The 25,987-nt window shown below is 57.7% G+C and carries 22 protein-coding genes and 3 pseudogenes; 13 read left to right on the top strand and 12 right to left on the bottom strand.

All coding sequences use genetic code 11. The features are described 5' to 3' along the window. Positions 1-124 precede the first annotated feature (124 nt). The 3 genes from PMI36_RS03460 to PMI36_RS03470 are packed head-to-tail and all read left to right on the top strand — an operon-like array spanning position 125 to position 2,814. A complete protein-coding gene (locus PMI36_RS03460; RefSeq protein WP_007906981.1) occupies positions 125-1,309 on the top strand; it encodes an acetyl-CoA C-acyltransferase family protein in 1,185 nt (394 codons plus the stop codon). A gap of 13 nt (positions 1,310-1,322) precedes the next feature. After that, complete coding sequence (locus tag PMI36_RS03465; protein WP_008075514.1) at positions 1,323-2,174, top strand: 3-hydroxybutyryl-CoA dehydrogenase; 852 nt, start codon at positions 1,323-1,325, stop codon at positions 2,172-2,174. Next, entirely contained in the window at positions 2,161-2,814 is a 654-nt protein-coding gene (locus tag PMI36_RS03470; protein ID WP_008075513.1) for a TetR/AcrR family transcriptional regulator, read from the top strand. The genes PMI36_RS03465 and PMI36_RS03470 overlap by 14 nt, the downstream gene beginning before the upstream one ends. Positions 2,815-2,938: 124 nt before the next feature. On the opposite strand, the gene PMI36_RS03475 is transcribed toward PMI36_RS03470, so the two are convergent. The 4 genes from PMI36_RS03475 to gabP form a co-directional block, all read right to left on the bottom strand. Then, a complete protein-coding gene (locus tag PMI36_RS03475) occupies positions 2,939-4,174 on the bottom strand; it encodes a saccharopine dehydrogenase family protein (RefSeq protein ID WP_032830698.1) in 1,236 nt (411 codons plus the stop codon). A gap of 27 nt (positions 4,175-4,201) precedes the next feature. Beyond that, positions 4,202-5,299: a carboxynorspermidine decarboxylase gene (locus PMI36_RS03480; RefSeq protein WP_008075509.1), complete on the bottom strand. Its 1,098-nt coding sequence runs from the start codon at positions 5,297-5,299 to the stop codon at positions 4,202-4,204. 237 nt (positions 5,300-5,536) lie between these two features. Beyond that, positions 5,537-6,628, bottom strand: coding sequence for a GlxA family transcriptional regulator (locus tag PMI36_RS03485; RefSeq protein WP_008075507.1), 1,092 nt, complete (start codon positions 6,626-6,628; stop codon positions 5,537-5,539). Positions 6,629-6,741: 113 nt separating this feature from the next. Continuing rightward, complete coding sequence (gabP, locus tag PMI36_RS03490; RefSeq protein ID WP_008075506.1) at positions 6,742-8,148, bottom strand: GABA permease; 1,407 nt, start codon at positions 8,146-8,148, stop codon at positions 6,742-6,744. Between the two features lie 446 nt (positions 8,149-8,594). Between gabP and PMI36_RS03495 the strand changes: the two are divergent. After that, positions 8,595-8,867, top strand: a pseudogene (locus tag PMI36_RS03495) (SOS response-associated peptidase family protein); the annotation flags it as partial. A 110-nt stretch (positions 8,868-8,977) separates the two neighbouring features. Here PMI36_RS03495 and PMI36_RS03500 read toward each other — a convergent pair. Further along, positions 8,978-9,475 (bottom strand): annotated as a pseudogene (locus tag PMI36_RS03500) (Sbal_3080 family lipoprotein); the annotation flags it as partial. Positions 9,476-9,666: 191 nt separating this feature from the next. On the opposite strand from PMI36_RS03500, the gene PMI36_RS31065 reads away from it, so the two are divergent. Then, a complete protein-coding gene (locus tag PMI36_RS31065) occupies positions 9,667-10,059 on the top strand; it encodes a GFA family protein (RefSeq protein WP_081499317.1) in 393 nt (130 codons plus the stop codon). A gap of 181 nt (positions 10,060-10,240) precedes the next feature. On the opposite strand, the gene PMI36_RS03505 is transcribed toward PMI36_RS31065, so the two are convergent. Then, positions 10,241-11,005 (bottom strand): tetratricopeptide repeat protein, encoded by a 765-nt coding sequence (locus PMI36_RS03505; protein ID WP_008075502.1) that lies wholly within the window; start codon positions 11,003-11,005, stop codon positions 10,241-10,243. A gap of 409 nt (positions 11,006-11,414) precedes the next feature. Here PMI36_RS03505 and PMI36_RS32175 point away from each other — a divergent pair, with 409 nt between their 5' ends. Next, a complete protein-coding gene (locus PMI36_RS32175) occupies positions 11,415-11,813 on the top strand; it encodes a hypothetical protein (protein ID WP_081499318.1) in 399 nt (132 codons plus the stop codon). A gap of 469 nt (positions 11,814-12,282) precedes the next feature. Here the strand turns inward: PMI36_RS32175 and PMI36_RS03510 are convergent, their stop codons facing one another. After that, a complete protein-coding gene (locus tag PMI36_RS03510; protein WP_008075501.1) occupies positions 12,283-13,809 on the bottom strand; it encodes an MFS transporter in 1,527 nt (508 codons plus the stop codon). Between the two features lie 192 nt (positions 13,810-14,001). Between PMI36_RS03510 and PMI36_RS03515 the strand changes: the two genes are divergently transcribed. Beyond that, the gene (locus PMI36_RS03515) at positions 14,002-14,862 is read left to right on the top strand and encodes a LysR family transcriptional regulator (protein ID WP_008075500.1); all 861 of its coding nucleotides are present in this window, start codon (positions 14,002-14,004) and stop codon (positions 14,860-14,862) included. Between the two features lie 171 nt (positions 14,863-15,033). Beyond that, the gene (locus PMI36_RS03520; protein WP_008075499.1) at positions 15,034-16,167 is read left to right on the top strand and encodes an aminotransferase class V-fold PLP-dependent enzyme; all 1,134 of its coding nucleotides are present in this window, start codon (positions 15,034-15,036) and stop codon (positions 16,165-16,167) included. A gap of 206 nt (positions 16,168-16,373) precedes the next feature. On the opposite strand, the gene PMI36_RS03525 is transcribed toward PMI36_RS03520, so the two are convergent. Further along, complete coding sequence (locus tag PMI36_RS03525; RefSeq protein ID WP_008075498.1) at positions 16,374-16,949, bottom strand: carboxymuconolactone decarboxylase family protein; 576 nt, start codon at positions 16,947-16,949, stop codon at positions 16,374-16,376. Between the two features lie 73 nt (positions 16,950-17,022). Between PMI36_RS03525 and PMI36_RS03530 the strand changes: the two genes are divergently transcribed. Then, complete coding sequence (locus PMI36_RS03530) at positions 17,023-17,358, top strand: winged helix-turn-helix transcriptional regulator (RefSeq protein WP_008075497.1); 336 nt, start codon at positions 17,023-17,025, stop codon at positions 17,356-17,358. Between the two features lie 229 nt (positions 17,359-17,587). On the opposite strand, the gene PMI36_RS03535 is transcribed toward PMI36_RS03530, so the two are convergent. Beyond that, positions 17,588-18,193, bottom strand: a complete 606-nt coding sequence (locus PMI36_RS03535; protein ID WP_008075492.1) for a hypothetical protein — start codon at positions 18,191-18,193, stop codon at positions 17,588-17,590. Positions 18,194-18,780: 587 nt separating this feature from the next. On the opposite strand from PMI36_RS03535, the gene PMI36_RS03540 reads away from it, so the two are divergent. Continuing rightward, positions 18,781-19,524, top strand: coding sequence for a protein-L-isoaspartate(D-aspartate) O-methyltransferase (locus PMI36_RS03540; RefSeq protein WP_008075489.1), 744 nt, complete (start codon positions 18,781-18,783; stop codon positions 19,522-19,524). 2 nt (positions 19,525-19,526) lie between these two features. Then, positions 19,527-21,950, top strand: a complete 2,424-nt coding sequence (locus PMI36_RS03545; RefSeq protein ID WP_008075486.1) for a hypothetical protein — start codon at positions 19,527-19,529, stop codon at positions 21,948-21,950. Between the two features lie 251 nt (positions 21,951-22,201). Here the strand turns inward: PMI36_RS03545 and PMI36_RS03550 are convergent, their stop codons facing one another. Together PMI36_RS03550 and PMI36_RS03555 are read right to left on the bottom strand one after the other, a co-directional pair. Beyond that, entirely contained in the window at positions 22,202-23,101 is a 900-nt protein-coding gene (locus PMI36_RS03550) for a DMT family transporter (RefSeq protein ID WP_008075485.1), read from the bottom strand. 167 nt (positions 23,102-23,268) lie between these two features. Next, positions 23,269-24,348, bottom strand: a complete 1,080-nt coding sequence (locus PMI36_RS03555) for an SDR family oxidoreductase (protein WP_008075484.1) — start codon at positions 24,346-24,348, stop codon at positions 23,269-23,271. A 74-nt stretch (positions 24,349-24,422) separates the two neighbouring features. Here PMI36_RS03555 and PMI36_RS03560 point away from each other — a divergent pair, with 74 nt between their 5' ends. Next, entirely contained in the window at positions 24,423-24,812 is a 390-nt protein-coding gene (locus PMI36_RS03560; RefSeq protein WP_008075482.1) for a MerR family transcriptional regulator, read from the top strand. 346 nt (positions 24,813-25,158) lie between these two features. After that, a complete protein-coding gene (locus PMI36_RS03565) occupies positions 25,159-25,641 on the top strand; it encodes a GNAT family N-acetyltransferase (protein ID WP_032830703.1) in 483 nt (160 codons plus the stop codon). A 38-nt stretch (positions 25,642-25,679) separates the two neighbouring features. On the opposite strand, the pseudogene PMI36_RS0129950 reads toward PMI36_RS03565, so the two are convergent. Then, positions 25,680-25,889: pseudogene (locus PMI36_RS0129950) on the bottom strand (IS66 family transposase); the annotation flags it as partial. Positions 25,890-25,987: the final 98 nt, after the last annotated feature.

Below are 25,987 nucleotides of genomic sequence, written 5' to 3'. Positions count from 1 at the left end.
CCTCTCTCGTCACATCTGAATATGGCAAAAAACGCCATCACCCTTGAACAGTTTTGGCATAGGCCAGTGGCGCTGCTGATTCTAGACTCGTGCCCAACAAAAAAGACCTATTCAGAGAGCCAACATGAACCATTCCGATATTTTTGTAGTGAGCGCCGTCCGTTCTGCCATCGGCAGCTTTGGCGGTTCACTCAAGGATGTGCCGCCTATTCAGTTGGCAACCGACGTTTGCCGCGCCGCCATCGAACGTTCAGGCCTGGCGCCCGAGCACATCGGTCATGCAGTGATGGGACATGTGATCCCGACCGAGGCACGCGATGCCTACATCTCCCGAGCCGTAGCGATCAATGCCGGCCTGACGAAAGAGACGCCCGCTTTCAACGTCAACCGCCTGTGCGGTTCGGGTTTGCAGGCGATTGTCAGCGCCGCGCAAAGTTTGATGCTGGGGGATGCGGGCGCTGCGCTGGCAGGTGGCGTCGAGTCCATGAGCCGAGGCGCGTACTTGTTGCCGCAGGCGCGCTGGGGCGCACGCATGGGCGACATGCAGGCCATCGACTACATGCTTGGGGTGCTGCAAGACCCGTTTGCCGGTTTCCACATGGGTATCACCGCTGAAAATATCGCCGAGCACTATGGCATCACGCGTCAGGCCCAGGATGAACTGGCGCTGCTCAGCCAGCAGCGTGCTGCCCGGGCGATTGCCGAAGGGCGTTTTGCCGGGCAGATCGTGCCGATCGAAATTGAAACCCGCAAAGGGACGGTTACGTTTGCGACGGATGAGCATGTTCGGGCTGAGGTCAACGCCGAGCAATTGAGCCGTATGAAACCCGCCTTCAAAAAGGACGGTAGCGTCACCGCTGGCAACGCGTCCGGCCTCAATGATGGTGCCGGCGCACTGATCATGGCCACCGGGCAAGTCGTCCAGGAACAAGGCCTCAAACCTATGGCCCGACTGGTGGGTTATGCCCACGCAGGCGTTGAACCGTCGATGATGGGACTGGGACCGATTCCCGCCACCCGCCTTGTGCTCAAGCGCGCCGGTCTGACCGTGGCCGACCTTGATGTGATCGAGTCCAACGAAGCCTTTGCCGCCCAGGCCTGTGCCGTAGCGCAAGAGCTGGGCTTCGATCCGCAGAAGGTCAACCCCAACGGTTCGGGCATCTCGCTGGGCCATCCGGTGGGCGCCACTGGCGCGATCATCGCCACCAAAGCGATTCACGAACTGCATCGCTGTCAGGGTCGTTATGCCCTGGCGACCATGTGCATCGGCGGCGGCCAAGGCATCGCCGTGTTGTTCGAGCGGGTTTGATAAGGACATGCGCATGAATCTTCAGAACATTGGCGTCATCGGCGCCGGCACCATGGGCAATGGCATCGCTCAAGTCTGCGCCCTGGCCGGCTTCCATGTGACCTTGATCGACATTTCCGAAAGTGCCTTGCAAAAGGCAATCGCGACCGTCGATAAAAACCTCGATCGACAAGTCGCCAAAAACACGCTGACGCACGAGCAAAAGCTCGCTGCCCTCGACAAGATTCGTACCAGTACCGATTACAACAGCCTGCAAAACGTGCAAATGGTGATCGAAGCCGCCACCGAAAACCTCGACCTGAAACTGCGCGTGCTGCAACAAATCGCCGCGCAGGTCAGCGCCGACTGTGTGATCGCCTCGAACACGTCATCGCTGTCCATTACCCAACTGGCTGCCAGCGTCAGTGAGCCTGAGCGCTTCATCGGTCTGCACTTTTTCAACCCGGTGCCAGTCATGGGCCTGATCGAAGTGATTCGTGGCCTGCAAACCAGCGATGCCACCCTTGCCCTGGCGCTGGACATGGCGACCACACTCGGTAAAACCGCGATCACCGCCGGCAACCGTCCGGGATTCGTGGTCAACCGGATTCTGGTGCCGATGATCAATGAAGCGATCCTGGTGTTTCAGGAAGGCCTGGCCAGCGTCGACGACATCGACGCCGGCATGCGCCTGGGCTGCAACCAGCCGATCGGCCCGCTGGCATTGGCGGACCTGATCGGCCTGGACACCGTGCTGGCAATTCTTGAAGCCTTCTACGACGGCTTCAACGACAGCAAATACCGCCCCGCTCCACTGCTCAAGGAAATGGTCGCCGCCGGTTACCTGGGACGCAAAACGGGGCGTGGCTTCCATGTCTATGCCTGAGCGTTGCTCACGCTTCGCCGAACACCGGGAGAAGGTGCTGTTGCTCTTTGCCAGCAAGGGTTTCGGTCAGGTCGGCATGCGTGAGCTCGCGACCTCCCTGGGGCTCGCCCCGGGCTCGCTGTATCACCATTACCCCAGCAAGCAGCACATGCTGCTCGACCTGATCGAGGAGTTCTACGAAGAGCTGCTGGCCACCCTGGGGCGCATCGAACACGCTGCCCCGGCAAAACGCGACAGACTCAACCAATTGATCCGCGCGCACCTGAATCTGCATCAGGAAATGCCCTGGCATTTTCGTCTCGTGGAGCGCGACAGCGGCTGCCTGAATGAAGAGCAGCAGCAACGGGTCCGGCAGCTGCGCGAACAGTACGAACGCAAGTTGCTGCTGATACTACGCATCCGCCCCCGGTTCAGTGAACAGGGCGTGTTGGCCGCCGGTCATGCCATTGCCGCCCTGCTCAACAGCGCGCCCAGTTGGCTGACACACTATTCGCTGGATGAACAAGAGCGCGATAATCTGCTGGAAAACATGGTGAGTGGCGCCATCGAGCGGTTACTGGCGCCAGGTGATAAGCCGCGCCTGGCCAGTGTGATCAAAAAACAGGACGTGTATCCACGGTCGCAAGACCCCATGCAATAAAATCCCGCACCGGGATTGGCACAACAAATGACGCACAAACAAAAACGCCGCTCAATGAGCGGCGTTTTTGTGTTTGGAGCGCAATACAAGATTCACCTGTATTTCGCACGCCTCAGCAGGCGTTTCAGCTCCAGGGACGGTCTCCGTTCTCGTCCTTGATGCGGGTCGGCAGACCCATCACATCCAGCGCCTTGAGGAACGGCTCGGCCGGCAGCTCCTCGACGTTGGCCATGCGCTGCACATCCCATTCGCCACGAGCGACCAACAGGGCGGCCGCCACAGGTGGCACGCCAGCGGTATAGGAAATGCCCTGGCTGTCGGTTTCGGCAAAGGCTTCTTCGTGGTCGGCCACGTTGTAGATGAACACTTCGCGCGGCTGGCCATCCTTGGTGCCTTTTACCAGGTCGCCGATGCAGGTCTTGCCGGTGTAGCCAGGCGCCAGCGAGCTCGGATCAGGGAGCACGGCCTTGACCACTTTGAGCGGCACGACTTCCAGGCCTTCAGCGGTTTTGACCGGTTGCTCGGAGAGCAGGCCGAGGTTCTTGAGTACGGTGAACACATTGATGTAGTGCTCGCCAAAGCTCATCCAGAAACGCACGTTGGGCACGCCGAGGTTCTTCGACAGGGAGTGCACTTCATCGTGCCCGGTCAGGTACAGGTTCTGGGCCCCTACGACCGGCAGGTCGTCGGTGCGTTTGACTTCGAACATTGTGTTGCTGGTCCACTGACTGTTCTGCCAGCTCCACACTTGTCCGGTGAATTCGCGGAAGTTGATTTCCGGATCGAAATTGGTGGCGAAATACTTGCCATGGGAACCGGCATTGACGTCGAGAATGTCGATCGAATCAATACGGTCGAAATACTGTTGTTGTGCCAACGCTGCATAGGCGTTGACCACACCCGGGTCGAAGCCCACACCGAGGATCGCGGTGATGTTCTTCTCTTTGCATTCCTCGAGGTGCTTCCACTCGTAGTTGCCGTACCAGGGCGGCGTCTCGCAGATTTTGCCCGGTTCTTCGTGAATGGCGGTGTCCAGGTAGGCCACGCCGGTATCGATGCAGGCACGCAGCACCGACATGTTGAGGAAGGCAGAACCGACGTTGATGACGATCTGCGATTCGGTTTCGCGGATCAGCGCCTTGGTCGCCTCGACGTCCATAGCGTTCAGCGAGAAGGCCTTTATGTCGGCGGGCTCTTTGAGGCTGCCCTTGGCCTTGACGCTGTCGATGATGGCCTGGCATTTGGAGATGTTGCGCGACGCGATAGCAATACGACCGAGTTCATCGTTGTGCTGCGCGCACTTGTGGGCCACCACCTTGGCGACACCTCCTGCACCAATGATAAGCACGTTCTTCTTCAATTTTTCTCTCTCTCCTTCTCTGCCAGCTTACGAAAGGCTGGACATGTAGTCGTTGTAACCGAACTCACGAACCACCTCGACTGTACCGTCGAGTTGTTTCACTACGATGGACGGCATTTTCAGGCCGTTGAACCAGTTCTTCTTGACCATGGTGTAACCCGCTGCATTGATGAACGACAGCCGATCGCCGATGGCCAAGGGACGATCAAATTGATACTCACCGAAAATGTCGCCGGCCAGGCAGGATTTGCCGCACACCATGTAGGTGTGTTCACCCTCGCTGGGCGCCAGCTTGGCATTCAGGCGATAGATCAGCAGATCGAGCATGTGCGCCTCGATGGAGCTGTCCACTACGGCCAGGTGCTTGCCGTTGTAGAGGGTGTCGAGCACGGTGACTTCCAGCGACGCGCTCTGGGTGATGGCGGCTTCGCCCGGCTCCAGGTAGACCTGCACGCCGTATTTTTGCGAAAAGGCCTTGAGCCGCGCGCAGAACTCGTCGATCGCATAGCCTTCACCGGTGAAGTGAATGCCGCCGCCCAGGCTGACCCACTCAACCTTGTGCAGCAGATGGCCGAACCGCTCTTCGATGGTGCACAGCATCTGGTCGAACAGGCCGAAGTCGGCGTTCTCGCAGTTGTTGTGGAACATGAAGCCCGAGATCTGCTCGATGACCTGCTCGATTTTTACCGGATCCCACTCGCCCAGACGGCTGAATGGCCGCGCCGGATCGGCTAGCAGGTAATCCGAGCTGCTCACCTGCGGATTGACCCGCAGACCGCGCACCTTGCCTGCTGAAGCTTCAGTGTAGCGTTGCAACTGACCGATGGAGTTGAAGATGATCTTGTCGCAGTTGTCGAGCATCTCCTCGATCTCGTCGTCGGCCCAGGCCACGCTGTAGGCGTGGGTCTCGCCAGCGAATTTCTGTCGACCGAGCTTGAGCTCGTAGAGCGACGACGACGTGGTGCCGTCCATGTATTGCTGCATCAGGTCAAACACCGACCAGGTGGCGAAGCACTTGAGTGCCAGCAGGGCTTTGGCCCCGGACTTTTCGCGCACATAAGCGATCTTCTGCATGTTCGCCAGCAGCTTTTGTTTGTCGATGAGGTAGTACGGCGTCTTGATCATTTCGAGGCCTCCGGCAAGGCCAGCCAAAAAAAGGATGCGCATTGTGCCTTCACTGGCAACTTATCGAAAGAGCAGAGAGCGCAGTTTGCCGAGCCGTCCTTGATTGGATCCAGAAGCCTGTGTCAGCGGCAGCTCAAACGGCTGCTGCTTTCTCGAACACAATGCAATACTTCATCGCTTGGGAGATGTCGACGCAATTTCGGCTTCAGATGCTGGCTTTATCGCGTACCGGGTCGTTCAGGGTTTCAGAATTTTGATACTGGCGAACGTTGATTCATCACGAGCCTGCTCCAGCAAACTCATCGGCCTTGCCAGTGGCAATGCCTGTACAATCGGCCTTGATGTCACTTGCGGTTGCGTTTGCGCCGCCAAGCGCTCGTCGCTGGGTGGGATGCCGAAACACTCGCGATAGCACTTTGAAAAATGGGGGGTGGACACAAAGCCACACACCACCGCCAACTCTACGATCGAAATCGGCGTTTGCTTGAGCAACTGACGTGCGCGGATCAGGCGCAGTTTGAGGTAGTAGCGTGAGGGTGAGGAATGCAGGTATTTCTGGAATAACCGCTCCAGCTGTCGACGGGACAAACTGACATAATTCGCCAGTTCGTCGAGGTCGATCGGCTCTTCCAGATTGGCCTCCATCAAGGCGACGATTTCCTGCAACTTCGGTTGGTGGGTACCGAGCATGTGTTTAAGGGGTACACGTTGATGATCCTGTTCGTTGCGGATTCGCTCGTAGACGAACATGTCGGAGATGGCCGCTGACAGTTCATGACCATGATCGCGACTGATCAGGTGCAGCATCATGTCCAATGGCGCGGTCCCACCGGAGCTGGTGAAGCGGTCTCGGTCAAGGGTGAATAGACTGGAGCTGAGGTTCACTCGCGGAAAAGCTTCCTGCATGGCCGCCAGAAACTCCCAGTGCACGCTGCAATCGAAGCCATCGAGCAAGCCTGCCTGGGCCAAGGCCCAACTCCCTGTGCACACGCCCCCTATCCGCTTCGCGCGCCGCGCCTGGGCTCGCAACCAGGTAATGTGCTCACGGGTCACCGCGCTTTGAATGCCAATGCCACCGCAAACGATCACGGTGTCCAGTATCGGTGCGTTATTGATCGCCGCATCCGGAGTGATCGGCATGCCATCGCTCGCCCACACCCGCTCGCCCCCCAAGCTGAAAGTGTGCCAGCGGTAAAGCTCTTGACCGGTCAACTGATTGGCCATTCGCAGAGGTTCTATGGCTGATGCCAAGGAAATCAGCGTGAACTGGTCCAGCAGCAAAAAACCGATGGTTTGCAGAGGAGCGGCCTTGGAGGTGTCGTATGCCATCGAAGTTTTTTCTCGCAGTGAGCGGTAATGGCCCGTGGCGCTGGCGGCGTTAACCGCCCCGCCACTGCTGGCGCACTGAAAAGATCGCAAGCAGGTTTATGCTGATATAGCTGCTATGCACTTTCCGCCGACACTGCACTGCGCGGCTGCCCATGCTGACGCGCGGTCACAAGGCCGATAAAGGAAATCACCAGCGCCAGACCGATGGTCGAAGAAACTTCCATACGGTGCTCGGGCGTCACCATCATCACCGCCAACGCTGCGCTGATGAAGGCGATGACCAACCAGGTAAGCCAGGGGAACAACCACATTTTGAAGGTCAGCGTGACATTCTGCCGAAGCAGAATCTTGCGCATGCGCAGTTGCGACACTGCGATAACCAGGTACACCAGCAAGGCAATGGCGCCGGAGCTGGCGAGCAGAAACTGAAACAGTCCGGCGGGCATGAAGTAGCTGAACAAAGTCACGCCGGCACCCAGTACGGTGCTGGCGATCACCGCTGCCCTCGGCACGCCATCCGACGACGTCACCTTCAGCGGCTTCGGTGCATCACCGCGCTTGCCCAGCGAAAACAGCATGCGCGAGGCAATATAGATCGACGAGTTCATGCAGCTGGCCACGGCAATCAACACCACCACATCTACCATTAACTTGGCGTGGGGAATGTTCATCAGCTCCAACGCTCGCTGGTAAGAGCCCACCGACGCCAGCAACGGATCATTCCAGGGCACCACGGAAATGACCACGAAAATGGACAGCAGGTAGAACACCCCGATCCGCCAGATCACCGAGCGTTTGGCTTTGGCGATGTTCTGCGCAGGGTTGCTGGATTCGGCAGCTGCAATGGTCACCGCTTCTGTACCGATGAAGCTGAACATGATGGTGATGAATGCCCCGACAACCGCGGACAAACCGTTGGGCGCGAAACCGCCATGTTCCTCCATGAGTCGACTCAACCCGCTGGCTTCGCGCTCGGGAATCCAACCCATCAACACCGCAAAACCAAGGCCGATAAAGCCGATGATCGCCACGACCTTGGCCATCGCAAACCAGAATTCGAACTCCCCGTATTTGGACACGCTGAACAGGTTAGTGACGACCAACAGGATGATCGACGTCAAGGCAAACAACCAGGTATCGATCTGCGGGAACCATTGGTTCAATACATGCCCGGCCGCGAGCGCCTCGATGGGTATCACCAGCACCCAGAACCACCAGTAGAGCCAGCCGATGGTGAAGCCTGCCCAACGTCCGATTGCCTGGTCGGCGTAGGTAGAGAAAGATCCGGTGTCCGGGTTGGCAACCGCCATTTCGCCCAGCATGCGCATGACCAGAACGACCAAAAGACCGGAAAACAGATAAGCCAGTAATACCGCCGGCCCCGCCGCAGCGATGGCATGTCCGGAGCCAACAAACAAACCTGCGCCGATAATCCCCGCGATAGAAAGCATTGTGACGTGACGCGGCTTGAAACCCTGCGCCAACTGACCGTTCGAATCTCTGGAGTTCAGGTTATTCATTGTTTTTTTTGTTCTCTGGTGATCGACGTTAGGGCGTACTGACTGAGGGTCAGGCGATCATCATTTTTCCCTGTTGCCGCGTCTCGAACGCGGCGCACCTCAACGCTCCGGAGTTTCTAAATCAGGCATCACAGCCGCACACGGCCATGAAGTGACGCGTCACCTTACGCGTCTTGCCTTGGAAGCCAGTAGCCCGAGTGCGCCACTTATGAGTCTGATTTCGACACGTGTTGCGCGTATCGCGTGAGGTGCATTAACCGAAAAAAAATAGAGACCGAAGTCTCTTGTTTTTAGCTGGCCATTAGCACACAGCAATATGGGAATCGGCCTGTGGCTCAGTACCGCCACACCGCAAATCGATGTTCGGGTGGACACTGAGACAAGGTTTCCTCATCAAGCCGCCAGGTACTGGACTACGCTGAAAACACAACCGGAGGCTTCCAACTATGTGCGGACGTCTTTCCCAGTACCGAGGCATTTATGACTTTGTCGCGGCGCTGAACATTCCAAACGCATTGATCAACTATGCAGGAGACCAGCCTTTAGAGCTCTACGACGTCGCGCCGTCCGCTCAGCTCGCCCTCCTTCACCAGGAAGGTCAGTTTCTGCGAGCCGACAGGGTGCGCTGGGGATGGCGGCCGCGCTGGGCAATGGAGCGTGCCGCGCCGATCAAGGCCCGAGTAGACAGAGTTGCCCATAGTCCATTCTTCAGAGCGATATGACCGCATCGGGAAATCATCGCGATCGACAAATGGTTTGAATGGCCGATTGCTGCCTGTGCGATGGGCAGCAATCGACCCTCAACTGCCTGTCAGGACCGGTACGGAGCCTACTCGGCCATGATCAGCTTGTAACGCTTCTGGTACTCATCATATGAGAGGCCCTGTTGTTCAAGCTGTTTGATCTGTCGCTGTTGGTACGCGTCTTTTGTCATGAATGCGGCACCAATCCCGGAATTTGACTCCTTAACTCCCTTCAAGCCTGCGGCACCGTTTGGAAACAGCTGATTGGTCAGCTCTGTGATTTTTTTCTCAGCATTAATGAATTTATCAATGACCCGACCGCCCCCCCAACGCGAGTCATATTCAGCTTGGCCTACCTGCTGGCCGTACTGATAAACGCGGATATCTGCATGGCTCATGTAAATAGCTAAGTCCCACGACCAGGTACCGATATAAGTCGTTGAAAGGGGACAACTGGACGGGCTACTGCCTGGCGGAAGCTGACGCGTATGGAATCCTTTGTTTTTGAGCAGGTTTTCATAGGCAGTGTTGAATCCTTCTCGCAGTCCTTCGGCGGGGATCAGACAGATCTCTGGCGTCATCTCGGAAGACAGCTCAATGAAGTCGCAAGGCAGCTAAATAGCCGCCCTCGGAAAACACTAGACTACGAAACACCCGCTGAACGATTTAGCCAATCTGTTGCGTCGACCGGTTGAATCCACAGCCAGAAGTAGTCAGTCGACTGTCTTGATAGAGATGGTTAAGCTGGTGTGTTTTCACTTTCAGTGGTGGGCGCATGACAGAGGTACACCAAGGAAGCTGCCTATGCGCAGCAGTCAGTTACGAGCTACTCAAGCCCCCAAAAGCAGTGAGTCATTGTCATTGCAGCCAGTGTCGCAAAGGTCACGGAGCGGCATTCGCTTCGTACGGCAGCGTTCCCCGCAACGCGCTACGGATACTTGGCGGCGCCACCAGCATCAAAACCTATGCTTCCTCAGAGGCGGTGTTACGCGAGTTCTGCGCGCATTGTGGTTCGACATTGTTCTGGTCACGATCTCAAGGCGAATTTGCCGACTGGGTTTCGATAGCACTGGGCACGCTCGACACGGCCTTCATGCCTCAAAAACAAAAACATGTTTATGTCGACGCCGCCGTCCACTGGTACAGGCCATGTCCCCGGGTCGATTGACTGTTTCGGCTCGTTTTTCAGCCGGTCGCGACAGGCAACAAACGGCCGATTCTGTTGAAAAAGTCCGGTTTGGTTTCCACGGCAGAAACGTACGCGCCTTAGATTGAAAACCTTGCTTTTAGCAGAGGCTTCAGGTCTCGGATTTCACGTAGCAGCGCGTGCAAAAGAGGACGCCAGCAACTCAGCCGCGCACCAGGTAGGCCCCTGACGGAACCCGATATCGCAACTTCTTGCATTTTCCCGGTGCAGGCTGATGCCCCGGCGGACGATCAGGAAACCAGATTCGGCATTTACCCGGAGGTGGCATATGGCCGCGGGGAATTTCAACCTCACCGTACGCAGGCTCTGGCTCGACATTAACCATTTGCGGTTGTCCTTCGGACCCGGCTCTGCCAGCCGTCGGTGCATCCGAAACCCGATTTGCCTCTACGCGAGTGAAGTTGTCAGCGTCGCGCCCAGTGTTCTGAGTGGATTGCTCAACAACCGCCATTTCCGCTTCGCGGCGCCTTTGGGCCTCCTCTGTTAACCCCTTCTGTACTGCGACCAGATTGTTTTGGGCATTGGGTGAGGTATCCGAAGACTGCGCCTGCTGCGCCGCCTGGATCAATTGGAAGTTACGGTTGCGCAACTCGACGTTTCGACCCACCCGCATGTTCGAGCGCACCGCCAAGGTTTCAGCCTGCTGGTACTGCCCCTGCTGAAGACGCAACACACCGAGGTAATGCAGCGTCGCGGGATTGTTCGGCTGGATATGCAGGGCACGCTCCAGCGTGGCGGCGGCCTGATCCAGTTGGCCATTTTCATACTGCCGCGAGGCGGTTTCGATCAGGGTCGTTGATGCGCTGTTGCTTTGAGCGGGCACTCTTCGCTCGGCAGCAAACGAACAAAACGACGCGACGGCGCAGAACACCAGAATGAGACCCGGCAGAAAACTCTTGGTTGGCATCAGGGGGGCGGACTCGAGTGAATTCGGACGGCACTGCCGTAAAACAGACCACAGCGCTGCTCGGCAATTCCAATACCGGGCCGCTATTGACCTGGCCAATACCCTGAAGTTCCTGCGGCAACGGCCGTCGCAACCAGCATCATTTTTTACCATTCCAACATCTAAGCATGAGCTATTGCTGCACTTCGCGCAGAGCAGAAAACGGCCAGAAGCGGGCATCGAGAAAGCAAACTTCAAAAATGGTCGAACACTGAGAGCGTTGGCTATTTAAGCAACGGTCTCCTAGAACTTTTCCCTATTTATCGGTCTATGTGGATAGGTACATTCGCCAGGTAAGCACGCCTCCCCGCAGGCTTCCCACTGCCAGATGGCCACACGCCCTATTGCCAATCAGAGGTTGTCTTCGCTCATGAAATTCCATGTCCCACGGATAGTGCTCTTCGGCCTTTTCGCGTTCGCGGCAGTGGGCTCGGCATCAGCCACACAGATGAAGACCTCAACCCCTGTTTTCGCAACTGAAGCCCCAGCCGTACAGGCTCCTGTCCAGGCTGCCGGCAACCCTTGGCCGACCTTGGCGAGTATGGCCGGCAAGCAGCCAGGGCCGTTGCTTGCCCATGACGACCGATACTGGCATGACGGCCGTTGGCATGATCGTAGGGACAATTGGCGCCGAGACGACTGGCGTAGAGATCAGTGGCGTAGAGAGCAAGCCCGCCGAGAAGCTGAACGCCATCGTGATTGGGAGCGCCACCAGGACCGGGCCATGCGGCACCGTTACAAGGACGCTCACGGTTACTATCGTCGCTAGTGCGAAGCCCCGGAACAATTCACCTGCAACACGGGGCGATACTGCCAGCCTGCAAAACCAAGACTCAAATCGGTCCGAAATAGCAGTGCTCGCCCACGTCGACGAGCTACGAATCAGATGTTTGTTCAGCGCTTCCCAAGTGAAGTCAGACCATCCGCAATGGACCGAGGGTGTGTAAAAACGTTTTTGAGCGCAGGTACTTAAAACTGGTCTCGGAATCGCGCTTCTACGCTAAATCCATATCTGCTGACGTGTCGATAAATTTCAGATTTAACGTAGACGCGCACACTTCAATTTTGGCGAAGCTTTTTTTACACACTTCGGGTCGGTTGCTGCCCTTCGTGACAGGCTGCAATCCATACCCAAAAGCGGACGTCAAGATGGTTTTCGAAGGCTTTTTCGCTGAAGAAATGCCAACAACCGCTTACTTTGCCGAAGAATCGGCCAAAAGCGGTCCTTCGAATTACAGTCACTGCTGAGAATGAACGGCTTTGCTCGAACGAAAGACCAGGCAACTCGCCGCCACTAGCACCCACGCTGCAATACCGCCATACAGCATCACCCAGCCAAACCCGTGCGCCAAAGCTGCGTTGGCTACATCGACCGAAATCGTATTCCCCTGGCCAGTCTGCGCCAACACAGCAGTGTTGCCGGCCGAAATATTCTCCGCCAGCAACCGTAGTTGCACCTCATCGGGCGAGCCATTTAACTGATTGCGCAGGGAAGACAGGATGCCTTCCACCAAGATGAATCCCATAAGCGCGATGTTGATGGCAAGACTAATCATACGAGCGCTGATATCGACGCCCGATGCCATGCCAGCACGCTCACTGGGCACCGATCCAGTGGTGGTATTGGTAACCGGCGTATTGGTCAGCCCCAGTCCGATCCCGGCAATCAGGCAGCCTGGAAGCATTGTCAACCAGCTGGCATGCGTGACACTGCTGCCCCATTTCATCAGCAGGAACCCCAGACCTATGGTGAACAAGCCTGCGGGAATCACCACGTCAGGTCGATAGCGCAGCGCCAGCCGTTCGCCTAACGGGGGGACAACCAGCGTCGGCAGCGTATAGGCCAGCAGTGCCAGGCCGGTGCCGACACTGGCGTAGCCCAGGCTATTTTGAAAGTACAGAGGCAGGTAAATCATGAATGGCCAGAAGCTGAAGTTCATGCCTGCCGACCCTAGCAAGGCACCTGAGAAGCGACGGATCCGGAATACAGAGAAGTCGAACATCGGATCGACATAGCGTTGCTGCGCGATGACAAAGACGATGAAGCTGACCATCGCCACAATTAGGCTGGCAATGGCCGAACCGCTGGAGAAACCCACCCCCGCTCCCTGAGTGATGAACCAGGAAAGACCTAACACTGCCAGCGATAACGAAATAATGCCCAACACATCCAGCCTGCGACGCTGCGGATCGCGTGATTCGTCGACACCGGCGATTACCAGCACCAGCGCAAGCACCGCAATGGGTGCATGCACCAGGAACACCCATTCCCAACTCGACAACGCCACGATAACGGCGCCGATAATCGGACCGAACCCCAAACCGATGCCGAACACGATCCCCCAGGCACTGAAAGCTTTTCCGCGCGCAGCTCCCGACTGGAATCGGTGAGACAGCACTGCCACCTGACAGATCAGCATGGCACCACCGGACATACCTTGCAGGAATCGGCCTGCGATCAACACGCTAGCGCTTTGCGCCCATCCACAGCCCAGTGAGGTAATGCCGAAAAGCACCAGACTGATGACAAACACCCGCTTGCGCCCATACCGATCCGCCAGTGTGCCGGTGGCCATCAGCACCGTGGTGCAGGCGATAGTGTAGGCATTCATGATCCACTGCATATCTTTGAAATCGCTGCGCAGAACCGATTCAAGAGTGGGCAGGATTGCCGGTACGCTCGAGATTTCCAGGCCGAACATCAGCGAGGCCAGGCAAACAGCGGCTATTGTGAAAGCATCTTTTTGCGAAGAAGAGAACTGCATCGTGATCTTCCAGATCAAGTTGATGGGCACTGGCAAGACCGCTCTGAACATCGTCAGGGGGGAGACCCGATAGCCTCGCCAGCGTCACCAGACATAACTCCAAGTGACCGGCCGCATTCTGGAAGTAATTAAAAAATGACAGAAATGATTTAATTTCGTAAGTTTTATTAATATTCGTCATGAGTTGACTTAATGGACTTCGACCCAGCTCTATTGCGTGCTTTTGTCGCGATCAAGGAGACCGGTAGTTTCACTCGTGCCGCAGAGCGGCTGCACTTGAGCCAGTCAGCGATCAGTCATCAGATCCGGCGTTTGGAAGAACAGGCCGGTACCGCGCTGCTGATACGCACCACTCGACGTTTGACGCTGACAGAAGATGGCGAAGATTTTCTGCGCCATGCCGAACAAATCCTCAGAGCACAAGACGCCCTCTCCCGGCGTTTCGAAGCGTCGCCGGTATCCGGGGCCGTGCGTTTCGGTGTGCCAGAAAACTTTATCGGCGACGGCCTGCCACCGTTACTGACTCGGTTCGCCAGACAATTTCCCGCCGTACGTCTGGATGTAACCGTCGGCACCTACCTCGATCTGCGCGCGCAGGTCGATGCCGATGGGCTCGATCTGGCCGTGGTCATGGCATTGCCGGGCAGCCAGGCCGGCGGTACCGTGCTGCGCGAAACCCGGTTTGTCTGGGCCGCTGCGCATAGTTTCGACTTTACCGGCGATGCCCCTTTGCCGCTGGCGTTTGCACCAGCGCCCTGCTTGCACCGCCAGGTGGCCGTAGAAGCGTTGGAGAGTTCCACCGTGGATTGGCGGGTCGCCTTTACCTCTCCAAGTCAACAAGGACTGCGGGCGGCGGTACTGGCGGGGCTTGCCGTCACCGCTCTACCGCTGGGCGATCTAGAGCCCGGTATGGTGGTGATTGACGGTCAATATGGCCTGCCACCGCTGCTGGATGCTGATTTCAGACTTATATGGAGTGTCACGGGAAAGACGCCCGCGGCCAATGCATTTGGACAACTGCTGGTGGAGCTGTCTGAGTCGCCATTGATCTAGAACAAGCGGACTGCCATTGCAGCCACCTGCGAGCATTGCTACGTCCAGTAATCGACCTGATGATGCCAGCCGCTCGACAGAAGTCGCAATTCAATCCCGAGCAATCTTGTCATTTGCCAAGGCTTAGGGCAGGGTCGATACCACTGAGATCTCTGCCAAAGGAGTCACTCCATGTCAAAGCTATATCCCAGTATCGATCCCGAGGGGCTGCTCGAGTACTCAGTGGTCTACACCGACCGCTCGCTCAACCACATGTCGCAGTCATTTCAAGGCGTGATGAAGAACATTTCCAGGACCCTGAAACAGGTCTACAACGCCCAGGCTGTTGCGGTGGTGCCGGGCAGCGGCACATTCGGCATGGAAGCGGTGGCGCGACAGTTTGCCACCGACCAGCAATGCCTGGTGATACGCAACGGCTGGTTCAGTTATCGCTGGAGCCAGATCCTTGAGATTGGCAACATCCCGGCGGCCACCACGGTGCTGAAAGCCCGACCGGTCGACACTGGTCGCCAGGCTGCCTACGCCCCACCCCCTCTGGACGAAGTGCTGGCAGCCATTCACGCGCAGAAGCCGCAGATTGTCTTCGCCCCCCACGTTGAAACCTCATCAGGGATTATCCTGCCCGACGAGTACCTGCGGGCCGTCGGCGACGCCGTGCATGCGGCGGGTGGCCTGTTCGTGCTGGACTGCATCGCCTCAGGCACGCTTTGGGTTGATATGCAGAAATGCGCAGTCGACCTGCTGATCAGCGCACCGCAGAAAGGCTGGAGCGCCTCCCCTTGCTGCGCCCTGGTGATGCTCAGTTCTTTGGCCTTCGAGCGCATCGAACAGACGCAGAGCAGCAGCTTCGCCTGCGACCTGAAAAAGTGGCTTCAGATCATGCAGGCCTACGAACAGGGCGGACATGCCTACCATGCGACCATGCCCAGCGATTCCCTCGCACGATTTAACGACGTGATGAAAGAGACGCAAGCCTACGGTTTCGACAAGGTCCGCGGCGAACAACAGGCTCTGGGCGATCGGGTGCGCGCAATGTTGACCGGCAAAGGCATCAAAAGCGTGGCCGCAGCCGGCTTTCAGGCCCCTGGCGTAGTGGTGAGCTACACCGATGATGCCGACATCAAGAGCGGTAAGAAATTTGCCAACCACGGCCTACAGATCGCCGCCGGAGTGCCGTTGCAATGCGACGAGCCGGCCGACTTCCAGACCTTCCGCATCGGTCTGTTCGGACTTGAAAAGCTGCACAATATCGAGCGCACGGTCAGCACCCTCGAGCAGGCACTGGACGAGGTGATGGTTAACTAAGCCCTCATCTTGCCCGCAGCACCGAACTTGTGAATTCTGGGAAGGCATCCAGCCCTGGGCACTGCCGGCCGATGGCGCTGATCTTCGACGAATATGACGCTGGTCGCCCGGACGTCATGTTAAAACCATAAGGGAAAGCCCGTGCACGCGTCTTACTGACACGTGCGTCCTTAAGCGCTATCAGAAAAGGTTTCCAACGAAGCCTTTCACGTGGCAGATGATTGCGCTGCTTCATGCCGAAAATCACGGAATCTCGCCGCGTTTGGTTCAAGGGCAAGGGTCAGGCTATTGGCGATATACGATACCGTTCGATAGAAGCCCGCCAGCATCAGCAGTTCAAGGATTTGATCGTCATCGAGGTATCGTCGAGTGGCCTGAAATTCCGCTTCAGTCAAGGTAGCGCGATTGTGCAGGGCATCAATAGTAGCCAGCAGCACCGCCTCTTCCTCCGTCCAGTGCTCCGCCCGGAGCGGATAATCCAAGGTGTGCCCGATATCGTCTCTCGTCAATCCGGCCCGCTCTGCGAAAGCCATAACGTGCACACCCCACTCATATTCGCATCCGGTAAGTGCGCAGACCCTATTGATGATTAGCTCCCGCTGACGAAGCGTCAGCAGGTTTCCATCCAGCAGTGAACCAGCCGTGAACTTCCGCCATGCCCTTTCGCTGGTGGCGATGGTGGTGAACAACAACAGTGGTGGGACGCCCTCTCCCATTATTTTGTCGAACGTCGCCTGGAGGCCTTCCGTGTAGGGTTTTTCGAGTGTTTTGATTCGAGCCATGATGTACCCTTCGCTATCAAATGTGTAGCGCTAGTATTTGCTACATTATCTGTAGCGAGCAAGGGCCATATGCATGAATGATGATCAAAGCTTGGGATTGCAAATGATGAGTGGGCGTCGCCCAATCATGGCGCTTTTGGATGTGCTCGGACAGAAATGGGCGTTGAGGATCCTTTGGGAGCTTCAGCACGGTTCACTCAGTTCCCGTGCACTGCGAAGCGCGTGTGGCGATATCTCGCCCACTGTCTTGCAAAGTAGGGTCAACGAACTTCGTGGGGCAGGTTTCATCGAGTCAAACGAGGGCGGTTACGGGCTCACTCCACTGGGTATGGAGCTTTCGGAGTCGTTCTTCCCTCTGTATAGATTCGCCAATAAATGGGCCGATTCATTGGGCAAAAATAAGGTTTGATTCCTGGTGGAATGTCCCCCTTTCGGGGTGTAAGGAGCCAACGGCGAACGTCTGCATTTGGCCGATTTCAGCCTGTCGCGACCGGCTGAAAACGACCCAATGCAGCCCTTCTTTTTCATTGTCTCTGTAACTGTCGGCTCTCGACAGGCCCGGCGCATCGGGCTTGCATTGAACTACTTGCGCTTCAATTGCTGCTGGGACTGTTTCACTCGAAAGGTCAGGTCAGGACTCAGGATGCGGCTGAGCGATTCTTTCCCTGCGTACACGGATTAAAAATCTGGCGAATACTCTCGCTGGTTCCTACATAGGTTTTGGTACCTGGTACCGCCACAGCCGAGTAATTCTTGCGATCGGTGACCTGAATAAAATTTCCTTGCGCAGCCGTAAAGCTCTCAGTGTTTGGCGGCACTAGCACGCTCAGGAACTGGGCTTTCTTGTCGAGGGCCAAGGCACCTCCCACGGTAATTGGCGCCAGCATGGCGGCCCAACGTTCACTGAATAGGTAGAAGGTATCGGCTGCGGCTCTGCCACTTTGCAGGTGGGCACACTGCACATCGCTGGCGTTGATGACTTCAGCTTGCTGGTAGATGCCGCCCTTATAGAAGGCCAGCACTAGCTTGCTCTTGGTCAGCACACCCAGGCCTTGCTTGGGTCTGCACACTTGCAAATCACCATAGGGAGATAAGCACCAGTTGGTTTCGGTGATAGTGACGATTTCGTCTGCGCTGAGCTTCAGATCGCGTTCAATATTGGCGCGGGCTTCCGGGGTTTCGTAAGGGATTGCGCATGCGCTCAATAGAGCTGCGAGGGTAAGGGCGAGTAGCGGGGTTCTCATAAAGCGTCCTTTGCTGCTGGAAGGTACATGTAAATGACGAATATTTTTTGCAAATCTCTTCCTTCAACACTCTACGAGTCAAGCAATCGCGAGAGGCAGGAATCCACAACCCGAAGCGGACTTTCAAGCTTAGTCATCGTGAATTGGTTTTACGAGCAACAGTTCGTAGGTCAAATCTGCTTCATAAAATGTGGTGCACCATTCTTGAAAGCCCGACCGGGGCTCGCACAATAGACGGACGATGAGTCAGGACTCCGTACTAAAAGTTTCTTTGACGACTGCGATATCTGACCACTTCTGGCCGATTCTGTTGAAAAAGTCGGCCCTGGTTTCCACGTCAGAAAAGTACACGCTTGAGATTGAAATCTTTACTTTGAGTAGAGGGTTTCGGGCTCGGATTTCGCGTAGCTGCGCCCAAAAAGGCTTTTTTCAGCAGTCTGTATGCGGGCAGTCTGGAAGGACCGACTTTTTCAACAGAATCGGCCACTAGCTGACAATCGCATTCACTTTTGTATCAGCGCCCCCGTGCTTGCCGAGCCAGCCCGCCGGCCATACGATTCGACTATTCCTCAGGCGGAGGAGTCATTGTGAAGCCGGTGATGCTCCTGACGCGCATCCTGGCGCCTGCCATCGCTCTGGCGCTGGCATCCGCCGGCCTGCATGCCGACGATCCGTTCGCGCCGTTGCGCGACGCCATGGTGCGGGAGATCACCAACATGTCGTCCGTCACCCGCGACGAAACCGACAGGGTCGAGTTTGCCGCGCCGGTGATGGCCGCGATGGCCAAGGTGCCACGACATAAGTTCGTCCCGCCCGACGAGGTGCCCTACGCCTACGAGAATCGCCCGCTGCCGATCGGCTACGGCCAGACCATCTCCCAGCCTTACATCGTCGCCCTGATGACCGACCTGACGCAGGTCGGGCCCGGCGACGTGGTACTCGAGATCGGCACTGGCTCGGGCTACCAGGCGGCGATCCTCGCCGAGCTGGCGCAGGCGGTCTACACGATGGAGATCATCGAGCCGCTGGCAGTACAGGCCGGTGAGCGCCTGGGCCGGCTGGGATATGCGAAGGTGCAGACCCGGCTGGGTGATGGGTACCACGGCTGGCCCGAGCACGGACCTTATGACGCCATCCTCGTCACTGCCGCCGCCAGTCATGTGCCGCCGCCACTGATCGCCCAGCTCAAGGCCGGCGGACGGATGGTAATCCCGGTCGGCGCGCCGTTCATGATCCAGTACCTGCTGCTGATCGAGAAGGCCGGCGATGGCAGCGTGTCCACCCGGCAGGTGCTGCCTGTGCGCTTCGTGCCTCTGGCCGGAGGCGATTGAGCATGCATTCGCCGCCGCTGCTCGCCCTGGCGCTGCTGTCTGCCTCCGCGCTCGGCTATGAGGTGCTGCTGCTGCGGATGCTTTCGATCATCCAGTGGCACCATTTCGCCTACATGATGATCAGCGTCGCGCTGCTCGGCTACGGCGCCGCCGGCACCGCCGTGGCGCTGGCGCGGCCTGTCCTGGCGCCGCGCTTCCACGGAGTGTTCATTGGTGGCGCGGTGCTGTTCGGGCTGAGCGCCATCGCCTGCTTCAGCCTGGCCCAGCAGGTTCCGTTCAATCCCCTCGAGATCCTCTGGGACGCGCGACAGTCGGCGCGCCTGCTGATGATCTACCTGCTGCTGTTCGTGCCGTTCTTCTGCGCGGCGGTGTGCATCTGCCTGACCTTCACCTGCTTTCAAGAACAGATTCATCGGATCTACGCCTTCGATATTCTCGGCGCCGGCGTGGGCAGCCTGGCAATCGTCGCCGCGCTGTTCGCCTTGACGCCCGTCGATGCGCTGCGGCTGCTGGGCGGGACCGGCATCGCCGCCGGGGCGCTGGCCGGCATGGCTTGCACGGGGCATAGGCACTGGCTCGCGCCGTTGCTGCTGGCGGCGGCAGTCGCGGTGCCTGCCGGCGTGCCAGAGCGCTGGATCGCCCTGTCGCCCTCCGAGTACAAGGAACTGAGCCAGACGCTGCGTATCAAGGATGCGTACGCAATCGCCCAGACCTGGAGTCCGCTGGGCCTGCTCACGGTCGTCGACAGCCCGACCATTCCCCTGCACCACGCGCCGGGTCTGAGTCTCAACGCGACGCAAGAACCGCCCGCGCAACTGGCCATCTTCACCGACGGCGACGGCCTTTCCGTGCTGAACCGCTATGACGGGCGCCGCGAACCGCTCGCCTACTTGGACTACCTGACCTCGGCTCTGCCCTATCACCTGCTGCGGCAACCCCGCGTGCTGGTGCTGGGCAGCGGCGCCGGTGCCGATGTGCTGCAGGCGATCTACCACGGCGCCAGCGCGGTGGATGCCATCGAACTGAACCCGCAGGTGATCGATCTGGTCCAGCGCCGCTTCGCCGACTTCTCCGGCAAGCCGTACAGCGCGCCCAACGTCCGTGTGCTGATCGGCGAGGCGCGCGGCCTGGTTGCTTCGCGCAGCGAACCCTACGAGCTGATCCAGATCGCCCTGCTGGACTCCTTCGGCACCGCCTCGGGCGGCCTGCATGCGCTGTCCGAGAACTACCTGTACACGGTGGACGCCTTCGCCGAGTACCTGCGCCATCTCGCGCCCGGTGGCCTGTTGGCCATCACCCGCTGGGTCACCCTGCCGCCCCGCGATGTTCCCAGGCTGCTGGCCACCGCGGCCGCAGCCATCGAGCGCGACGGGCAGGCCAGCGCGGCGCGCCGCATCGTCATGATCCGCGGCTGGAAGACCGCGACGCTGCTGGTCAGCAACAGGGATTTCGACGACGCTGGCATCGCCGTGCTGCGGGAGTTCTGCCGAGCGCGCTCCTTCGACCTGGCCTACTACCCCGGGATGACCGTGGCCGAGGCGAACCGCTACAACCTGCTCGACCGGCCCTGGTTCTTCGAAGCGGCGCAGGCCCTGCTGTCCGGCGAGCGCGCGGAGTTCCTGGCACGCTACAAGTTCGACGTGCGTCCGACCATGGATGACCGGCCGTATTTCTTCCATTTCTTCAAGTGGCGCTCGCTGCAGGAACTGCTGGCGCTGAAGGAACAGGGCGGCCTGTCAATGCTGGAGTGGGGCTATCCGGTGCTGATCGCCACGCTGCTGCAATCCAGCGTGGCCGCCGTGCTGCTGATCCTGGCGCCGCTATGGGTGGCGCAGCGGCGCTCTCAGAATGCGGCTTTGGCCAGGTTCGAACTCAGGGTCGTGTCCTACTTCGCCGCCATCGGCTTCGCCTTCATGTTCGTGGAAATCGCCTTCATCCAGAAGTTCACCCTTTTCCTCAGCCACCCGTTGTATTCGGTGGCGGTAACGCTCAGCGCGTTCCTGATCTTCGCTGGCCTCGGCAGCCGTTACTCCGGCCGTCGGCGGGGGGACATTGGAACGGGTGTGGGGCCCCGTCATCCGCTCGCGCGGCCAGTCCTGGCGATCTGCGTGATCGCCCTGCTCTACCTGATCGCCCTGCCCCCGTTGTTCCAGCTGCTGGCGCCGGTGCGGACCCTCGCCAGGTTCGGCATCTGCGCCGCGCTGGTAGCGCCGCTGGCGTTCGCCATGGGCATGCCGTTTCCGCTCGGACTCGCGCGCATCTCCGCGCGCGCCGAAGCACTGGTGCCGATCGCCTGGGGCGTCAACGCCAGCGTATCGGTGGTAGCGGCCGTGCTGGCGACCCTGCTGGCGATCCACCTGGGCTTCACCGTGGTGTTGCTGCTGGCGTTACTGCTGTATCTCGCGGCGGCGGTCGCATTTCCCTGATCGCGGCGGTTCGCAGCGAAACGTCAACAGACCCTGGTGAGACGAATGGCCTATTGGAACGTCGCTTGCCGCAGTTCACACGTCTCGCCGTGTCGAGACGCGAGAGTGACGCCTTTCCTGCTTCGAAGCTAAACATTTGAAAAATGGACATGCCAAAGATGAGAGGTTCCGTGCCGCAAGCAATTTTGGCCGACGCAGTCGAGTCGTCAGAGGTGACTTTCATCCCATAGCTGCCGGTGGTGGAAAATAGCTCACTCGGTCGAAGGGACGGATGCTTTGCTGCCCAAGCGGATTAGTTCATTGGAGAAACACAGGCCGACGATGATCAGTGCCGCTCCCGCGTACAGGCTTTCGCGCGGTACTTCGTTGAGCGCCACAAACGCCAGCAGCGCGGCGAACAGTGGCTCGGTCAGCTCCAGCGCTTGCACTTGGGATGGCTTGAGATACTCGATGGCCTTGGTGGTGCAGAAGAAGCCCAGGATTGTCGGCAGCGTGGCCAGCGCCAGCAGCGCGGCGATCGCCAGCGGCGACAGCTCGCCCATCGCGAAACCATCGGCCGCAGCCGGCATCAGCAAGTACAGGCTGCCAAAGAACAACAATTGTCGGGTGAAGTGCAGCCCCCCCGACACCCCCATACGCTTCATGGCAACCGAAAAGGCCCCATAGCCGGAGCCGGCCATGGAGGCGAGCGCAGCACCTTGCAGGGTAAAGCCCTGCTGCAGGTCGCCGCCGAAGATCACCGAGATCCCAGCGATAGCCAGTGCGGCGCCAACGGTAGCGTTCGCGGTGATGGCATCCTTGAGGAAAATGCGCCCCAGAATGATCGAGGAAATTGAGGCACTGGCCATCAGCACCACCACCACACCTGCCGCAGCGTAGTGTCGATAGGCGGACGTTTCGAAATGGAACAGCACAAAGATGCCAAGGAATGCGCAGATGGCCGCCTGAGTCCATTTGGTCGACGCCGCCGGGCGCTTGAGGAAAAACAATAAGATCGAGAGCAGCACGCAACCCAGTACGGTCTTGATGACAGCGACACTGCTAGCGGTGAAACCATTACTCATGAGTATTTTGCTGAGTACACCGATCGTTGCGTTCAGTGCCGCAGCGGAGAGTGCAAATATGACGCCTTTGCTGAAAGTAGATTGCATTGATGACGATCCCTGTCGCTGAATTGTCGTTCGATAGAATGCCGCCCTATATCGACGGCGCAAAGTTTGAGGATCCGAAGATCCCACCAACCCCAGTATTTATTGTGGCATAAGCTGGATCGCCCAGTAGGATGCTATTCGCCTTCTTGTCGCCGCCAAGGGAGAAGTCAGAGGGCCTGGCCCTTGGCTATGCAATATGAGTTGACGAACGTTGCAGTGTGCTGCAAAGACTGACGTATATCTGGTTTAGCTATTCCGTGCCTGTTGGCAAATTGCTCGACCGCCGCTGTATCAAAACGAGTGGTCTGGATAAAGTCCAAGGCTTCGGGTTTTGTATTCAAAAACCACGCGACGGGAGGAATACTCAGTAGCAACTTCAGCAATCGGAGTGAAATGTGATGCTTGGGAGACTTTAAGCCCAAAGGTTGTGCCACCTGTATCAGGAGTTCTCGCAAGTTGGGAGTTTGGTCATCAAGCGCCAGCAGTTCCTGGCCCACCATGGCAGGATCAAAAGCACAAACTGCCACCAGCTCAACCAGGTAATCCACGGTGACCAGTGGCAGCCAGTGCTCGGCGCTACCAGGCACTGCAGTCAGCTTTCCCTGCACAAGGTTGCGTATCAGCTCCACCAGCGGCTGACCGTCAAGGATATGCCCCGTGCGGCTGTGGCCACAGACAGTCGCAGGGTGGACAACGGTAATCTCCCCGCCCTTGGCGGACATGACCTCCAGGGTCGCGAAATGCGCCTCCAGCTTGCTTCCCTCGTAACCACCGACCTGTCGGTAGACGGCAGGCCAATTCGTCAACTCCGGATGACGAGGATCAATTCCGATGCGTTGCAGATGGTCATGATTTTTCAGCATGTAGCCGCCGATCATCACTAAACGGCTTTTTTGCTCAGCCGCCAACAGCGCCACGCGCTTTGCCCCTTCCACATTCACCGCACGAGAATGCTCCACTGAAAGCCCCCATGCGAAGTGGGCGCCCAGGTGGAATATGACTCTGGCGTGCCTTAGCACTTCTCGGTCAGCAAGACTCAGCCCGAGGTTGTCCCGTTCCAGATCGCCAGCTACGGCAAATACCCGGGTTGCGCACCCTCCCAAATTATCGACTTGCTCCCGCAGTGCAGCTAGTCGCTCTGGGCGACGCATCAACACCCGAATGGTGTGACCTTTTGCACTCAGGTACGCCACCAAATATTGACCGATGAAGCCGGTACCCCCCGTGACAAAACACTCCACGCTCATTTCCCTGCTCCTTGTTTAAGGTGAGAAATCAAGCGTAAACTATCGACCCAACTCTATAGTCAAGCGGTGTTTTTATGAAAATCGGCGAACTCGAGGCCCGCAGCGGCGCCAGCCGCCATACGCTGCGTTACTACGAGCAAATCGGCCTGATCTCACCGCTGCGGCAAACTAACAAATATCGCGTTTACACAACGCAAACTCTGCAGGATCTGGACTTTATCCAGCGTGCGCAAAGCATGGGGTTTTCCCTGGGGGAAATAGGCGAGATTCTGGATGCGCAGCGGAACAAGCTGATCGAATGTGCTGACGGCGCTAAGCTAATTGAAAAGAAGATGGCAGAGATCAAACAGAAAATTGCCAACCTCCAAAGCATTTATCGGTATCTGGATGAAGAGCGTGCAAACCTCGAAGCCAGTGCTGCCAAGCAACTTGAGCTTCAACAGCTGAACAACTCTTCAAACTGAACTGTCAGCATCTAGAAAACGGAAGCCGCAGCCTGCTTCCAGTTTCACCCCCCCCCTTGCGCATTTTCTAAAACCTTCTGGCCTGGGCCTTGGACAGTAAGCGTCCGCCCAACAGACCTTGCGTGGTTAAACGGGCGCCCGTCTACGCGGCAGCTACTCGATAATCTCGCTCGGCCGCCGCATCGGCAGTCGCGTGAACACGCCCCTTAAATACGCAGTAAGCGCTCCGACGAACACATCCCCTGAAGCTGATATGGAGCCATCGCCTCCATTGAACCGAAGCAGTAGTGGTTATGCGGATTCTGTTTTCTATAATGACTGACCGGCCATGTTTAGGGTGCTTGTTATGCCAGCCTCCGCTGATCAAAACTCCGCTGTCGTTTTATGCGCAGCTTCCAATAACGACCTGGAAGATCTGGTAGCCATCAGGATTGAGGCCATGCGCGAGAGCCTTGAGCGGCTTGGACGATTTAACCCAGATCGTGCGCGCGAACGATTTCTTGGTGGGTTCGACGCTAACAGCACACGCCGCATAGAAGTATCAGGTGATCTGGTCGGTTTTGTCGTTATCAAAGACCATCAGAGCGAGCTTCTGCTTGACCACTTGTATGTGATACCCAGTGCTCAAGGAGCAGGAATCGGTTCTGAAGTTCTTACTCAGATTTTCAGAGAGGCTGATGAGATCGGGCGTCCCATCAAGGTTGGTGCTCTCAAGGAAAGCGCTTCAAATCGTTTTTACACTCGCCATGGCTTTGTGTTCGTCGAAAGCGGTGAATTCGATAATTATTATGTCCGGATTAACGGTAATGCCGTTAATTTGGGCGACTAAGCAAATCTTGATACGGTGCCCCGTCAGAGGTTGCACCGTTAGATGGGCATACACCTGTGCGGCAGTAGGTCGGTAATCTCATTCGCCCGCTGCGTCGGCAGGCGCGTGAGAACATCCTTCAGATCATGACCATTCAGCCGCTCAGACTGGATCAAGCTCATGATCGCCGCCGCTCGTTTGCCGCTGCGTAAGGAGCCGGCGAATAGTCAGTTTGAACGCCCGAAAGCCCATGGTCGGATTTGATTTTCACATCAACGAATTGCTCCAGATTTGCTAGACACATGATGTCTGCTTTGGGTCGATTGTGTTGAAAAAGTCGGCCATGGGAAATGTCCGTGGTGCACTG

Origin of the sequence: Pseudomonas sp. GM79, assembly GCF_000282495.1 — a bacterium.
Lineage (GTDB): Bacteria > Pseudomonadota > Gammaproteobacteria > Pseudomonadales > Pseudomonadaceae > Aquipseudomonas.
Note: the sequence above shows the minus strand (reverse complement) of the source record. Positions and strands in the feature narration are given on the sequence as shown.